Genomic DNA, 14,113 nt, shown 5'->3' on the forward strand with positions numbered 1-14,113 from the left:
ATGATCCTCCATACGACGACACTCGTTGCCCAAGTACCGTTTTGAAAAGATGCACGCCTCTGGCTCGTGGCGAACAATCCATGGAGTCATGCAAGCAACGTGCACGACAAGCACTACGAATGCTTTAGGATCGAGGCATTTCACTCATCAACAACTCTTTGATCAATCACGGTGAACTCCCAATGACTGAGCCGCCTCCAATTCCAGGCCAGGAAATCGATGAAGGCCAAGGGCGGATTTTCCCCTGTGAAGAATGTGGCGCGGACCTGAAGTTTCACATTGGAGATCAAAAACTCAAATGTCCGTATTGTGGAGCAGTGAAGGAAATTGAACTCAAGGATGATGCTGAAATCCGTGAGCAAAACTTCAATGAAATGCTCGAAGTTCTTCGAAATCGCAAAGAAAGCCAGGAAGAATCACCTGCAGAGCACAACGAAGTTCGTTGTGAATCTTGTGGATCGAATGTTTTATTCCAAGGAACACTAACATCAACCGAGTGCCCTTATTGCGGCTCTCCGTTACAGCGAGAAAAAATTCATCGAGGCGGTTTTCGAATCCCGGTGGATGCGGTCCTTCCATTCAAAGTCGACTCCAGAAAAGTCGAAGTCAAGATTGTAGAATGGGTCAAATCCCGATGGTTTGCGCCGAATGATTTTAAGAAGCGTGGAGCGAAAGGCCGGGTGAACGGAGCCTATCTTCCTTTTTGGACTTTTGACACCCTGACATTTACAGCTTACACCGGCGAACGTGGAGAAAACTACACAGAGACAGTCGGGTCCGGCGACAAGAAACGAACAGTCACCAAAACTCGCTGGTACTCCGCAGCTGGGAAATTTCAACGTTTTTTTGATGACGTGCTGATCAACGGATCTCGATCAATGGTCGACACACACATCGATGACCTAAGCCCGTGGCCGCTTCATGACTGTTTGCCATTCACACCAGAAGTGTTGGCGGGGCACTTTGCGAGGACCTACGACATCGAACTTGCAGAGGCATTCCCGATTGCGAAAAAAATCATCGACAGTGCGATTTATGCTGATTGCAAAAATCGAATCGGGGGTGATAAACAACGTGTTCACTCTGTGAAAAGCCGATACGATGCGATCACATTCAAACATGTGCTGCTGCCGGTTTACACAATGGTCTATCGGTACAAAGAGAAGACCTACGGTGTCATGGTGAACGCCGCGACCGGAGCGGTTCACGGTTCGCGACCATACAGCTGGGTGAAGATTACACTCACCCTGCTTTCAGTCATCGCACTCGGTTTGACGTTTGCAGCCATTGCAAATTCATAGAGGCAAATTCATAGAGCACTCTCGAAGGCTTTCCGTACTAGCGAAGAGTGACCTGACAACTTCAAAGACTGCTCTCCACATGGCAGAACGGGAAGGCAAAGACTGTAAAACTGATCCTGAAACTTGAAATTGCTCTCTCAAACTTTGAAGAAAGCGACTGCCCCGAGGTTTTCGGACTCTTTCTAGAACTTTGAACCGTAGACTTTCAGTGACTGGCTAAGAGTCATTGCTCAACGTGAGTCTATTTCTTTTTCAACTCAGCCTGAAGATCTTCCAACTTTTTGAGCATCAACTTCTGATGAGCCTGAAATTCTTCACGAAGTTTGTGGATGTCTGACTGCAGCGCATTGTTTTGAGGCTTTGCAGGGCCCCAAAGCATCCCGGGGTAACTTTGAGGAGCGGGCAGAGGATTTTGTAGCCCCTCCAGCGGCAGACTTAATGGTTCCTGAAGAAACAGCTTACGGAAATCGTCATTCATTTGAGCCCATGCTTTCGGTGTGACAGTGATGTCAAGCAGTTCCTGCTTACGACGAATCGACAGGGTGAGCTGTTTACCTTTGTTCTTCCGAACTTCTTCCTTAAAGTCAATTGGAGAAGAGATTGATTCTCCGTTGAGTTTGAACAGGAGGTCAAACCTCTGAATGCCTGCCTCGCTGGCAGGGCTTTTTTCAAGAACTTTAGAAATCAACAAACCTTCATTGTCAGAAATTCCAATCAATCCGTGATAGCCTTCAGGAATTGATTCGAGAGTTACTCCAATAAAAAACTGCTTCTCAAGAATTTTCTGTGACTCTTCCGGAGTTTTGTAGCTTGGAAGACCATGAGGAATCGTAACCGGGTTCCCCATCGGAATCCGGTGTTCGGTTCCGTTGGGGCCGATGAAGATAATTTCCTTCCGGATAATAGTTCTTCTTTGGCCTTCCTCCCCCTGCTCAGCATCTGCATCCGCAGCTTTCGGCTTTGCCGGTGGTTGACCATCCTGAGCCATGCTTAGACTGGCGTAGAGCGACGCAGCAACGATCAATGCCAAACTTACAGTACCAGACAACCATGTCGACGTCTTGATCATGCTCTTCTCCGATATAGTTTTGATCTTAAACGAATGTTTTAGGTTCGACTGCACCATGTTCCACAGCGGTTTCGATTGAAAACATTTGACTCGAACGGGCAGTTAATAATTCGCAACGATATAGCTTGTGCTTCTCTGCCTACTCGTGCTCATCTCGTACTCATCTCGTTGTGCCATAAACGCAGTCTTAGAATTGATCCTGAGACTTGAAATTGCTCTCTCAAACATTGAGAAAGGCGGCTATCCCAGAAGCTTTCGGACTGGTTCAAAATATTTCTCTGCAACAATTTTTTCGCATCGAATCGGCTCAAAATGGAGTCTCTCAGTGAGTCACGATGTGCCATGACTGAAACCGATCAGTGAACGGAATGGCGGATCAGAATTGTTTCTGCCGGGACAACAACTTCCTGACCGTTCCCAACAGGCACACTCCGAGAGCTTTGACTTCGTTCGATTGTGTAACCTTTCTGGCGAAGTTCTTGCAAGAACTTTTGTTGATGTGTCCAATCTGAACTGGAGCCATCGATATCTGAAAATCTGTAATTCGAAGACGCAGCAGCCTGAGCAACCGGTCTGTTTTGGTTCGGCCCAATTTGCTTCGGCGCAACCTGATTAGGATTGTTTTGAGCTAGCTGGTCCACCCGACGAAGACCTGAGTCTCTCGTCGCTGATTCACTTCTCTCTGGAGAAATTTCAATCACGGGAGAGTTCAATTCCCGCAAAGAGGGCTCCGATCGCTGTTGAACGATTGAATCTGTATTCGGAATTGAACCGAAATGTTTTGCCTCAAATCCGAGAAACGCTCCGATTGTCACCGCTGCTGCCAACGACAGGAAAGGACGAAAATTGTATCGCTTTCCCGGTTCCGGAGCCTGAGCCGAGGAGACATGAGAATCGACGACATCAACGGGTTCACTTTCTTCCGTGGCAAAATAGGAAGCCAGAATCTGATTCTCGACGAACCCCAAAGACAACTTTCTCCAGGCATCATCATCCGCATGCTCATCGAGAGAACGAAGGAAATTCACCTGCGATTGTTCATCGAGTTCACCGTCGATACAACGTTGAATCTGTAATTCGAAATCGATCTGATTCTCACTCATCGTTCATCCTCGGAATCCAGCTGTTTCAAAAGTCTCTGCAATTGTCGCTTCGCTTTAAGAAGTCGATGCTCGATCGCGTTGGTACTCACACCCAACCGATCTGCAAGTTGTTTGTACGTCCACTTCTCTGCATGTTTCAGTATTAAGATTTCCCGATCCGATTCACTGAGTTGATCCATCACTTTGCGAATCGACTCGCGACGTTCGGTTCGTAGAATCAGAGCCATCGGATCCGTACCAGATTGCTCATTCGGGAGAACACGTTCTTGTTGACCGCGAATCAGTTTTCTGTATCTACCTGCTTTCCGCCGAAACTGAAGAACCTGTCGAATCGCCACTTGATAGAGCCACGCTTCGGCTTTAGCAGGGTCAGTTGGACGTAAGTCTGCTTTGGCAACAGCCAAGCTGACTTCCTGAAAGACATCATCAACTTCATCTGCGTTTTCAAGTCGGTTCCGTAGAATCTTCCGCAACCAACTCTCGTTCTCACTCAAGGTTCGAACCCAGAATGAATCGTCCGTCAGTTCTAGCTGATTCTTTGATGTAGACGTCATGAGTTCATACACACTGTATTACAGTTGCCGGTCACCCCTATGACCGGAAAAGTTCTCACCCGAAAATAAGATTTTTGCGAAATTCCTTTTTAACGCATTTCTTGCCCCAGCGGCAGTATCTGCCAATGAGATCGACATTTTCGAGCCCATGGTGGCAAATTGGCCCAATCGACGCTCTTCGCGGCAGAATTTGCCGCTACCGGCGGGCACCGGTTTGAAAACTGCCGCCAGAGAGACCCTGAGAAAATTGCCATAAGACACGACTACTGTGGTGGTTACAGCAACATCCAATTCTGCATGTTAAATTAAAACGATTAGCAATAACGATTCTGCGGGAAAAACGCCCTTGCTTTCACTCAAAGTAAGGTTCTCTTGCGCCAAGTGACGATCATAAAAGTGGCGAAGTGCAGGAGCACGCACTTTGCCACATTAGATTCTATTCGTGCCAAGCAGACCCAGTTGATGGAACGATCATGGCATTATCAAAACTCTCACTAATCCCGCGAAAACTTGCCTTATTGGCCATCCTGGCAAGTCCCTTCATGAATTTGGTTCAGGTCGAAGCACAGGAACCGAAGCAAAAAGTTTCGGGTCTCGTCGAAGAGATCGTGACAGCTGAGGTCGAGCTTGAAGTAAGCATGCGGCGTTCGAAAATCCTTCGAATGCAGAAGGATGTTTTTCGAGCTGCTGTCGCTGACCCGAGCATCCTTGAATTTGTCGCCTTCGGCTCGAAAGAGATCGAAATTATCGGTAAGCAAACCGGTAGCACAACGGTCACCATGTGGCTCGGAAATGAGCAAGACGCCGAACTTCTCAGCATGCTCGTAACAGTTGTCAAAGATGACGGTGTCGATGCACAACGACGGTTTGAGTACAGCGAGTTGCAGGCAATGGTGAACGAGATGTTCCCAAACAGCCGAATTCAGCTCATCCCAATCGCTGATAAAGTCATTCTTCGTGGACAAGCTCGCGACGAAGAAGAGGCAGTCGAAATCACTTCGATCGTCGGTGAGCAGATGGGCAACAACAACTACAATAATGGTGGAAATCTTCTGGGGAACATTACTGCCTCAGAACCGTTTCCCGATGCCTCGACACTCCCGCAAGCTCGCTTAATCAACTTGCTTGATATCCCTGGAGAAAAACAGGTCCTTCTGAAAGTCCGAATTGCAGAACTACAACGTTCCGCAAGCCGTGAACTCGGAGCTGACTTCCAGGGGAGCTTCAAAGAGTTTACGTTCGCCAACGGTTTAACTGGAGCCGGAAACGCCTTATTGACTGGAACGTTTTCTGAGGGTGGATTCGATGTCGTTCTCAAAGCATTAGTTGGGAATGGTACAGCAAAAATTCTTTCAGAACCGAACCTAGTCGTCTTGAGTGGCGAATCTGCAACATTCCTGTCAGGGGGAGAGTTCGCTGTCCCGACAGTTGTGGGGGTCGGTGGAGCCCAGGCGGCGACTACAAGCTTCCGAGGATTTGGAACGTCGGTCGACTTCTCACCAACGGTACTCGATAAAGATCGTATCCGATTGCGAGTCGCTCCTTCGTTCACCACATTGAATAAGTCAAACTCTGTCAACGGAATTCCTGGTGTCGACAGTCGATCAACGAGCACTGTTGTCGAGATGCGTGAAGGCCAAACGTTTGCAATCGCAGGACTTATTCAGGAGCAGCAAGCAAGCGAATCATCCCGATTGCCGTTCCTGGGCGAAGTGCCCGGCCTGAACGTCCTGACGGAAAGTAAATCAGTTTCACGAGATGAGTCGGAACTCCTGATCCTTGTCTCACCGGAACTTGTCCATCCACTTGAGCCAGATCAGGCTCCACAGATTCTGCCTGGCATGGAAGTGACTGAACCGAATGACCTCGACTTCTTCCTCTTCGGAGACCTCGAAGGCCGAGCAGAAAGCCATCACCGCAGCACTGTCTGGCCTTTGTACAAAAGCCGGATGAAGCGATGCGGGTACTACGAAATGGACAAAAACCACAAGTCCAAGAAGTACTACCTGAATGGATCTCACGGATTCAGTGAATAATCGAAACTTGTTACGCGACCCACACCTACTCATCCACAAGCTCAAACGACCTGACTCCCCCGACAACTTCTGTCTGGGGCCTAAATAAGGGGGACAATTCCATGTTACGTTTACTTCGCCAAGGAGCATTGTTATCCGCAGTGACCTGCACAGGCTTGCTGGTCGGATGCACACACTGCGAAAAGTGCGCATACATGGGTGACATTACTCCTCATCCACTCGGCACAATTTCGGACCCTGTCTGGCAACAGCAGGAAACGAACGCAGAAGCTTCCGATTTCGTGATTCATGAACATGAGTGGAACGGAAACACAGTTGATCTGAACCTGGCTGGCAAAGATCACGTGAAGCAAATTGCTGCTCGACTTGAATCGACACCGTTCCCAGTCTTGATCGAGCGAAGCTCAATGAGCGTCGATCCAGACTCACGGTTTAAATATCCCGTCAACAACGATGCTGAACTCGACATTGCGAGAAGAAACCTCGTGATTGCCGCACTTCAAGACATGGGTATCTACGACGCCGAAGAGCGTGTGGTCGTTTCCCCAGCATTGACTCCAGGCTACACCGGATTCCAAGCACAGGGTGCATATGCCCGTGGCATGGGAATCCGCAGCGGTGGCGGTGGCGGTGGATTCGGCGGTGGTGGAGGAGGAGGCGGAGGCGCCGGCTTCTAAGCCACTCCTTCGAACCTGATCGAATACGAAAACCCGAAATTCTCGAGCTGTTTTTCAGCTCGGGAATTTCGGCAATGAGACTGAGGGTGAAATCGTTTTCTGTGACTGTAAAGGAGTAAGGATTATGTCCAAGGATCGGACAAAAAGTTTGCTAGCGGCTTCATTGTGTGCCGCCATCGTGCTAGCAAGCGGATGTGCTTCGAAGGGAATTCCTTTGACTGCGTCCGCTAAGAAGTCGACAGCCAAAGAGCTCGACATGCAGTACAGTATGGCGCGAGCACATGAGCAGGAAGGAAAGCTCGCTGAAGCACATCAGCTGTATGAGTCAATCTACCAGGCTAACCCGGACAGTTCAGAGGTGTGCCATCGGTTGGGTGTCGTCAAAGTCCGAATCGGTAAAACGACTGAGGGGATTACCTACCTGATGGAAGCCGATGCTCTCTCTCCGAATGATGCCAAAATCAAAAGTGATTTGGGCTATGCTCATATCCTTCAAGGAGAATTTGACATCGCTGAAGGCTTCTTAAGAGATTCTCTCAACTTGAACCCAACCGACATGAGATCGGTAAACAACCTCGCGTTGTCAGTTGGACATCAAGGTCGAATGGAAGAAAGCTTTACGATCTACCGGTCAGTCATGAGTGATGCAGAAGCCCATGCGAACATCGGGTTTGTCTACTCCGAACAAGGCAATGCCGAAATGGCAATGCGGCACTACGACATCGCGCTGGATAAAGACCCATCACTGAAGTCAGCTGCCGAGGCACTTGTTCAGATGAACGAAATTCAAACTCAAGTGATCGCATCACAAAAGAAAATGAACGAGAGTGGGATTCAACTCACAAACGGAGAGATGTAAGAGAGCCAGCCCGACAACTCTTGGAATTGCCGCTCTCCTCAACATTTGAGTGAGCAAGACATGAGCGAGCAATTTCAGGTTTCAGGATCAGTTCTAATCTCTGCCTCGACGTATTGCCTCGTGGCGTGCAATCGATGAACCCATAAAAGTGGCCTTCACACGGATAAAACCTCTCAATGCCGACACCGTTCTCCCGAATCCGACGGGAGGACTCAATTCCAGAGAATCTGGAAGACCCGCTTTCATTGCCCCGTGACGAGAAAAATTCCTCCGCTATACTTTGTTATGGAGGAATACTCATGAGAGAAAATAATTTATTGCCCATCGCTGGCGAAGAGACAGGGATTTACGAAGATCCCCTCGACTTGATGGATGAGATTGATCGGCTCAAAGTCGCGAAAGATGCCACAATTCTCGCCCACTACTATGTTGACGGTGAAATCCAGGATATTGCTGACTTTGCTGGTGATTCTCTGCAACTGGCTCGAGATGCGGTAAATGTGACAACATCGACCATTGTCTTTGCTGGTGTTCACTTTATGGCTGAAACCGCCAAAATGCTGAATCCGGAGAAGACTGTCCTGCTGCCTGATCTTCAGGCGGGATGTTCCTTGTCAGAAAGCTGTCCCGCGGACAAACTGGCTGCATATCAGGCAGAATTACGGGCGAAAGGTCACGACATCGTGACTGTTGCCTATATTAACACCTCAGCAGCAGTGAAAAGCTTGTGTGACTGGATCGTCACTAGTGGAAACGCACGCGAAGTCGTCGAAAACCGCGTTCCCAAGGACAAAGAAATTCTGTTTGTCCCCGATCAGCACCTCGGACGGTACCTGATGGAAGTGACCGGGCGCGAGATGATCCTGTGGCCCGGATCGTGCATGGTTCACGAAGTCTTTAGCTTGCAGGATTTAATTCGTGCGAAAAAGAATAACCCGGACTCCCTCGTCATCTCGCATCCGGAATGCCCTCAAAATATTCTAGATGTTTCCGATTTTGTGGGTGGTACGGAGAAAATGCGTCAGCATGTCGCAGCGATTCAAGAGCCGAAAACATTCCTCGTCGCAACCGAAGCGAACATGATTCACCCGCTGGAAGCCATTGCTCCGCAGCATGAATTCATACCCGTCCCTGGGATTATGACCGACACTGGTGAAACCTGCGCCTGTAATCGCTGCCCGCACATGGCCAGGAACACACTTCAAAAAGTGCGTGATTGCCTGAAACGCGGAAAACCCGAAATTCTCTGGCAACCCTACTTCGACAAAGCCAAAGAAGTTGTCTCCCGAAGTTTGCTGCAATAGACCCTTTTCATGCTCTTTCCTGCCTGTAAAGATACCGGGCAGCAAGTGAAAAGCGACTTTTCCGGTCACAGAGCTTATTGCGAATTCGAAAATTGCTGACGATTCAACGGGCAAGTTTGAATCGTCAGCAAACATCGATAGAATGCGGGTTGCATTCAAATGTTCCGTTCTGTTTTCGCTGAGCTCAGTAAAAAAATCGGGACTGACTTGAGTGCAGCATTTTGTTTGTCATCATGCAATCCTGCCGAAGAATCGACACCAACGAAACGTCCTGTCGGACTTGAAGTGACACGTGGCTCGATGTGTTGTGCAGGCTCGTTGGCCGACTCATCATACGTTGCGGGTCGTCATTTCAGCTAATAATGAACCAGTAGTAAGAAACAATTATGCCTGAGACTCTGACAGTTACCGACAATCGCACTGGGAAGACATTTGAGATTCCTGTCACTCATGACACGATTCGTGCACTCGATCTTCGGCAAATTAAGGTCAAGGAAGACGATTTCGGGCTGATGACGTACGATCCGGGCTACACGAACACATCATCGTGCATAAGTAGAGTGACTTATATCGATGGTGAGAAAGGGATTCTGGAATATCGAGGATATCCCATTGAACAGCTTGCTGAGAAAAGTTCGTTCATGGAAGTCGCCTATCTGCTTTTAAACGGTGAGCTTCCTAAAAAGGACGAGCTTTCCGGTTGGGAAGAGGAGATCCATCACCACACGGTCGTTCACGAGAACATCAAACGACAGATGGAATCGTTTCGCTACGATGCTCACCCAATGGGAATGATCATCAGCACTGTGGCTGCTCTCTCAACATTTTACCCAGAAGCGAAAAACGTTCGCTGTGCAGAAAATCGCAGACTGCAAATCAAACGGCTGATTGCGAAAGTTCCGACGATCGCAGCCTTCACATTTCGGCATAGTCAGGGGCATCCGTATGTCTACCCGAACAACAAGCTCAGCTACACCGAAAACTTCCTGACGATGATGTTCCGGATGGTTGGAAATGATTACGAGCCAAATCCAGCGATCGTGAAAGCACTCGACGTCTTGTTCACATTACATGCGGACCATGAGCAAAATTGCTCCGCGAGTGTTATGAGAGCGATTGGCTCTTCGGAAGCCGATCCTTACTCCGCATGGGCAGGAGCTGCGGCAGCCCTGTACGGACCACTTCATGGAGGAGCGAACGAAGCGGTCCTACGAATGCTGAATGAAATCGGCGACGTTAGCAAAGTCCCGGAATACATGAAAAAATGTAAGAACGGCGAGTTACGCTTGATGGGCTTCGGTCATCGGGTTTACAAGAACTACGATCCTCGGGCACGTATTATCAAGAAATGTGCTGATGACGTTTTTGAAGTGACTGGGCGAAATCCATTATTGGATGTGGCGTTGGAACTCGAACGAATTGCTCTTGAAGACGAATACTTCGTCAAACGAAAACTCTACCCCAATGTCGATTTCTACTCAGGTCTGATTTATCAGGCAATCGGCTTGCCGGTCACGATGTTCCCCGTCCTGTTTGCTATCCCGCGAACTATTGGCTGGCTTGCTCAATGGGCGGAATCACTTGAGGACAAAGAGCAACGCATTCAACGTCCACGACAGGTGTTCCTGGGCGAGCGAGAAAGAGACTACGTTGCGATGGACCAGCGATAGGTCTCTTCTTAAAGACAACAGGGCGACGACCAATTTCAGGTTGCCATTCAGTTTCGCACCCGGCTTAAAGCCAGTTGCGAAACTTTTTTTATGGACTGATAAAATTTTCATGGACTGATAAAATGTTGTCGCAGCGACCACAAAATCCGCCGGGAGAACTGTTCGAATTCAGATTTCTTCCACGAACGGGATTGCGGGACAATTGTGACATCAACTTGGGAGCAGGCAATCCCGGGCAGTCGTAAAGCCTCCTTGGTCGTGTCTCCGTCATCGATCTCTTGCCGAATATGCAGAGTGATTTCCACAGGTCGCTCTTTTGAACATCGGTAGAAGAAACGCTCTAAGAAGGTGTTTCCAACCCGAAGTTTCAAATGGTTCTCAGCCACATCGAGAATTCTGGCGTGATGATCTTCGATAAACCCCAATGCTTTCAGCAGCAGAAGGTCTCCGAGATTCGTGGTGTAAAATCGATCTTCCACGGCTATCGCAGATTGATTGAATGACATTATTCTTTGAATCAGTTATGAGAGGAAATAGCGTGCTCCTTCTGTTGGGGCGGATTGCGTGCCGACAAACAAAATTTTGAATCTCCGGTTGAGAGGGTCTGTCGTTTCTCGTTTCACTTCAACATGTTAAAGATCGTTGCAGGACGAAACTGTTGCTATGATGCACCGACGAAACGTTGAGAAAACACAACAACCAGAGTTGCAAAACGGCATCACCTGCGATCCCTTGACCAAAGATGATCACATTCAAAACGCTGCTGCGGAAGGTTTCCCATGAGCACTGCGGACACTCTTGAAGATCTCAGCTCTCGGATATTGGCGGGCTATCCAATTCTGTTGCTGCAAACTTACGAAGAGCAGCGATGGGAAGAAGACATCGCAGAATTAGCGATGGAAATCGACCGGGGTCTTGTAACCTGGTCAGTCACAGCCGGGCCACGTCCCCCGATAAAGAATGACTCAAATTCACTTCCCGGAACAATTGCTTTTCTTGATCAGGTCGTAAACGACTATCCGGGAGATCACGTTTTCTTGCTTAAAGATTTTCATCGCTTATTGGATGACTACGAAATTGTCCGCAAAATCAGAGATATTCTTCCAGACCTCGTGCAACAACAAAAGACCTTGTTGTTCATGTCGCCAGTGGACGAGCTTCCGCTTGAGTTAATGAAAGACGTCGCTGTTCTTGAATTACCCCTTCCGGGGCCAGATCAGATTCGCGGATTGATCTCTCAAATTTTCGCTGAGCACAAGGCAGAAATCCCCGCTCGCATTGATGACAAACAGGAGGACCATCTCATCAAGGCAGTGCTCGGACTGACATACGAGGAGGCTCGAAAGTCGATCACGCAGGCTGTGCGAGGACGAGAAGAGGTCAATGATGAAGTCTACGCGTCGTTGGTCGGCGAGAAACGCAGGATGGTTCAAGGTTCGAACCTGCTGGAATTTTTTGATCTGGAAGAGGGACTCGACGATGTCGGTGGACTCGATGGCTTAAAAGAATGGGTCTTACAACGTGCCGAAGCGTTCAGCACGGACGCACAAGCACGGGGAATTTCCAACCCTAAAGGTGTGCTACTCGCAGGAGTCCAGGGATGTGGAAAAAGCTTGAGCGCCAAAGCGATCGCTCGACTGCTTGGTTTTCCTCTAGTGCGTATGGACTTGGGAAATCTACTGGAGTCGAGCCGCGGAGTTTCTGAACAGAACTTGCGGGATGTCCTGCGTGTGATGGAAACAATTTCTCCAGCCGTTTTGTGGTTGGAGGAAATTGATAAGGCCTTCGCAGGATTCGAGGGGGAAGGTCAGAGTGATGCGACCGTTTCTCGTGTCTTGGGGCGATTTTTAACATGGCTACAAGAACACCGAGAGCCAGTCTTCGTTGTGGCGACTGCGAATCAGGTTTCAAAGCTTCCACCTGAACTGCTTCGCAGAGGGCGCTTCGACGATCTCTTCTTTGTCGATCTACCAAACTATGAAGAACGGCAGTCGATTTTTGAAATCCATCTCGCAAAGAGAGGCTGGAAGCCAGAGAAATTTGACGTTGAAGACTTGGCAAACCAAACAGATGGCTACAGTGGAGCAGAGATCGAAACCATCGTGAACTCCGCCATGATTGAATCTTACGCTGCGGGACGAATGCCGACTCAGGAAGATTTGCATGAAGCAAGAGAGCGAACTGTGCCACTCTCAATCACTATGGAAGATGAGATTTTTCAGTTACGTGAATGGGCTCGAACACGTTGTCGCCCAGCGACACTTGATCATCGAGTGATGCGAATCATGGAAGAAGAGACACGTCGTGGTGAGGCTCCGGAGGATGACGATGTCGTCGTCCCAAAGTGGCAACAATTAGCGGAGCATGGTCAACTGGGACCAGCGATTATCGAACAGATCCGATACCACGACCATCTCCACTGGGATCGCTTATTGAGTGACCTCGGAGATTTTTTCGAGGTTTCCGGAAACTATGGGCTGGTCATTAAGGCGAACCCCAAGGTCGTCATCTGGACAAGAATGAGCCGCGAAATTGTCGATACGATTTCAGGATTCATTTCCGGAAAACGAATCTATCTGCATGAGACTGATATCGAGAACTACGCAGCTGCGACACGCCTGAACCTTCCAAGCACTCCTGTATTACCTGAAGAACGAGTTGACACACCGGTCTGGTTGCCAACAAAATTTCGGCTGTTGCCACCAGAACAGGGAAGCGGACGCTTCGCGCGCGTCGCAAGAATCAAGATGGGATCTTAACGTGGCCAAGAAAGATTGGTCGGCACAGCAGCAAAGGTAAGGCGTTTACCCGACGTCGATCGACCTGGAGAAACATCAAACGAAATCGGACTCGATCAGTTTGAGGCGAACGTTTGCATTTTCGAATTTATTTTTCGAATTCAGTCTCGTAACGAATAGCAAGTCCAGTGGAGAAATGTATTCGCCACTGGCACACGGTCGAGCAAGTTTTTCTATGACGGTAACGGAGTTGGGGAGAGTGTTCGTTTAACGGTCTCAACAATTTGGCGCGGACTAAACGGCTTGTAGATCACATCAGCGATTCCGACTTCGCGTTTCAGGCCCGGAATATCAATTTCAAAGCCTTTAGCTGAAACGAGAATAACAGGGATGTCGGCATTCAGTGCACATTGCCGAAGTAGTCGGCAAAGTTCATCTCCTTCCATCTCGGGCATCTGAAAATCGGTCAGCAGAAGGTCGAACGGCTCTTCACATAACCGTTCCCAAGCAAGCAAGCCATTTTCTGCGACTTCAGCTTCAAACCCCGCTCGAGCTAGATTCAATTGCATCACTTTCGCCATCACGCGGCTATCTTCCGCGATTAAGACTCGCTGCTTCATTTCAGAAATCATAGTCCTCTATCCTACACAACATTTCTAGAGTGGTCATAAGGTTCTGGCGATCACAAAACGTCTTCAAAAATCGGTTTGGAAGTTCGTCGAAATTATTCTTAAGACCCGTACTATGAAAAATTGCGCGCGATTAGGATTTCGATTTCAGAGATTAAGTTGTCACAAGTGGA

12 protein-coding genes are annotated in these 14,113 nt (G+C 48.7%); 7 read left to right on the forward strand and 5 right to left on the reverse strand.

Annotation, left to right across the window (positions count from 1 at the left end):
• Positions 1 to 182 precede the first annotated feature (182 nt).
• On the forward strand, positions 183 to 1,301 hold the full coding sequence (locus tag Mal48_RS13445; RefSeq protein ID WP_145200253.1) for a hypothetical protein: 1,119 nt from the start codon (positions 183 to 185) through the stop codon (positions 1,299 to 1,301).
• A gap of 241 nt (positions 1,302 to 1,542) precedes the next feature.
• Here the strand turns inward: Mal48_RS13445 and Mal48_RS13450 are convergent, their stop codons facing one another.
• The 3 genes from Mal48_RS13450 to Mal48_RS13460 all read right to left on the reverse strand — a co-directional run bounded on the left by Mal48_RS13450 (position 1,543) and on the right by Mal48_RS13460 (position 4,027).
• Positions 1,543 to 2,370 carry a PDZ domain-containing protein gene (locus Mal48_RS13450; protein ID WP_197441692.1) on the reverse strand — a complete coding sequence of 276 codons (828 nt, stop codon included), beginning with the start codon at positions 2,368 to 2,370 and terminating at the stop codon, positions 1,543 to 1,545.
• Positions 2,371 to 2,726: 356 nt separating this feature from the next.
• Complete coding sequence (locus tag Mal48_RS13455; RefSeq protein WP_145200259.1) at positions 2,727 to 3,473, reverse strand: hypothetical protein; 747 nt, start codon at positions 3,471 to 3,473, stop codon at positions 2,727 to 2,729.
• A complete protein-coding gene (locus tag Mal48_RS13460; RefSeq protein WP_145200263.1) occupies positions 3,470 to 4,027 on the reverse strand; it encodes an RNA polymerase sigma factor in 558 nt (185 codons plus the stop codon). Before Mal48_RS13460 ends, Mal48_RS13455 begins: the two co-directional genes overlap by 4 nt.
• A gap of 473 nt (positions 4,028 to 4,500) precedes the next feature.
• Here Mal48_RS13460 and Mal48_RS13465 point away from each other — a divergent pair, with 473 nt between their 5' ends.
• From Mal48_RS13465 to Mal48_RS13485, 5 genes are all read left to right on the forward strand, one after another.
• Positions 4,501 to 6,063 (forward strand): type II and III secretion system protein family protein, encoded by a 1,563-nt coding sequence (locus Mal48_RS13465; RefSeq protein WP_145200266.1) that lies wholly within the window; start codon positions 4,501 to 4,503, stop codon positions 6,061 to 6,063.
• Between the two features lie 101 nt (positions 6,064 to 6,164).
• Positions 6,165 to 6,740 carry a hypothetical protein gene (locus Mal48_RS23290; protein ID WP_197441694.1) on the forward strand — a complete coding sequence of 192 codons (576 nt, stop codon included), beginning with the start codon at positions 6,165 to 6,167 and terminating at the stop codon, positions 6,738 to 6,740.
• Positions 6,741 to 6,864: 124 nt separating this feature from the next.
• Positions 6,865 to 7,599, forward strand: a complete 735-nt coding sequence (locus Mal48_RS13475; RefSeq protein WP_145200269.1) for a tetratricopeptide repeat protein — start codon at positions 6,865 to 6,867, stop codon at positions 7,597 to 7,599.
• Between the two features lie 299 nt (positions 7,600 to 7,898).
• A complete protein-coding gene (nadA, locus tag Mal48_RS13480; protein WP_145200272.1) occupies positions 7,899 to 8,903 on the forward strand; it encodes a quinolinate synthase NadA in 1,005 nt (334 codons plus the stop codon).
• A gap of 386 nt (positions 8,904 to 9,289) precedes the next feature.
• On the forward strand, positions 9,290 to 10,573 hold the full coding sequence (locus tag Mal48_RS13485) for a citrate synthase (protein ID WP_145200275.1): 1,284 nt from the start codon (positions 9,290 to 9,292) through the stop codon (positions 10,571 to 10,573).
• A gap of 107 nt (positions 10,574 to 10,680) precedes the next feature.
• Here the strand turns inward: Mal48_RS13485 and Mal48_RS13490 are convergent, their stop codons facing one another.
• Positions 10,681 to 11,079, reverse strand: coding sequence for a hypothetical protein (locus Mal48_RS13490; protein ID WP_145200278.1), 399 nt, complete (start codon positions 11,077 to 11,079; stop codon positions 10,681 to 10,683).
• 273 nt (positions 11,080 to 11,352) lie between these two features.
• Here Mal48_RS13490 and Mal48_RS13495 point away from each other — a divergent pair, with 273 nt between their 5' ends.
• Entirely contained in the window at positions 11,353 to 13,332 is a 1,980-nt protein-coding gene (locus Mal48_RS13495; RefSeq protein ID WP_145200281.1) for an AAA family ATPase, read from the forward strand.
• 212 nt (positions 13,333 to 13,544) lie between these two features.
• Here Mal48_RS13495 and Mal48_RS13500 read toward each other — a convergent pair whose 3' ends face one another.
• A complete protein-coding gene (locus tag Mal48_RS13500) occupies positions 13,545 to 13,943 on the reverse strand; it encodes a response regulator (RefSeq protein ID WP_145200284.1) in 399 nt (132 codons plus the stop codon).
• Between the last annotated feature and the right edge of the window lie 170 nt (positions 13,944 to 14,113).

Source organism: Thalassoglobus polymorphus, assembly GCF_007744255.1.
Taxonomy (GTDB): domain Bacteria; phylum Planctomycetota; class Planctomycetia; order Planctomycetales; family Planctomycetaceae; genus Thalassoglobus; species Thalassoglobus polymorphus.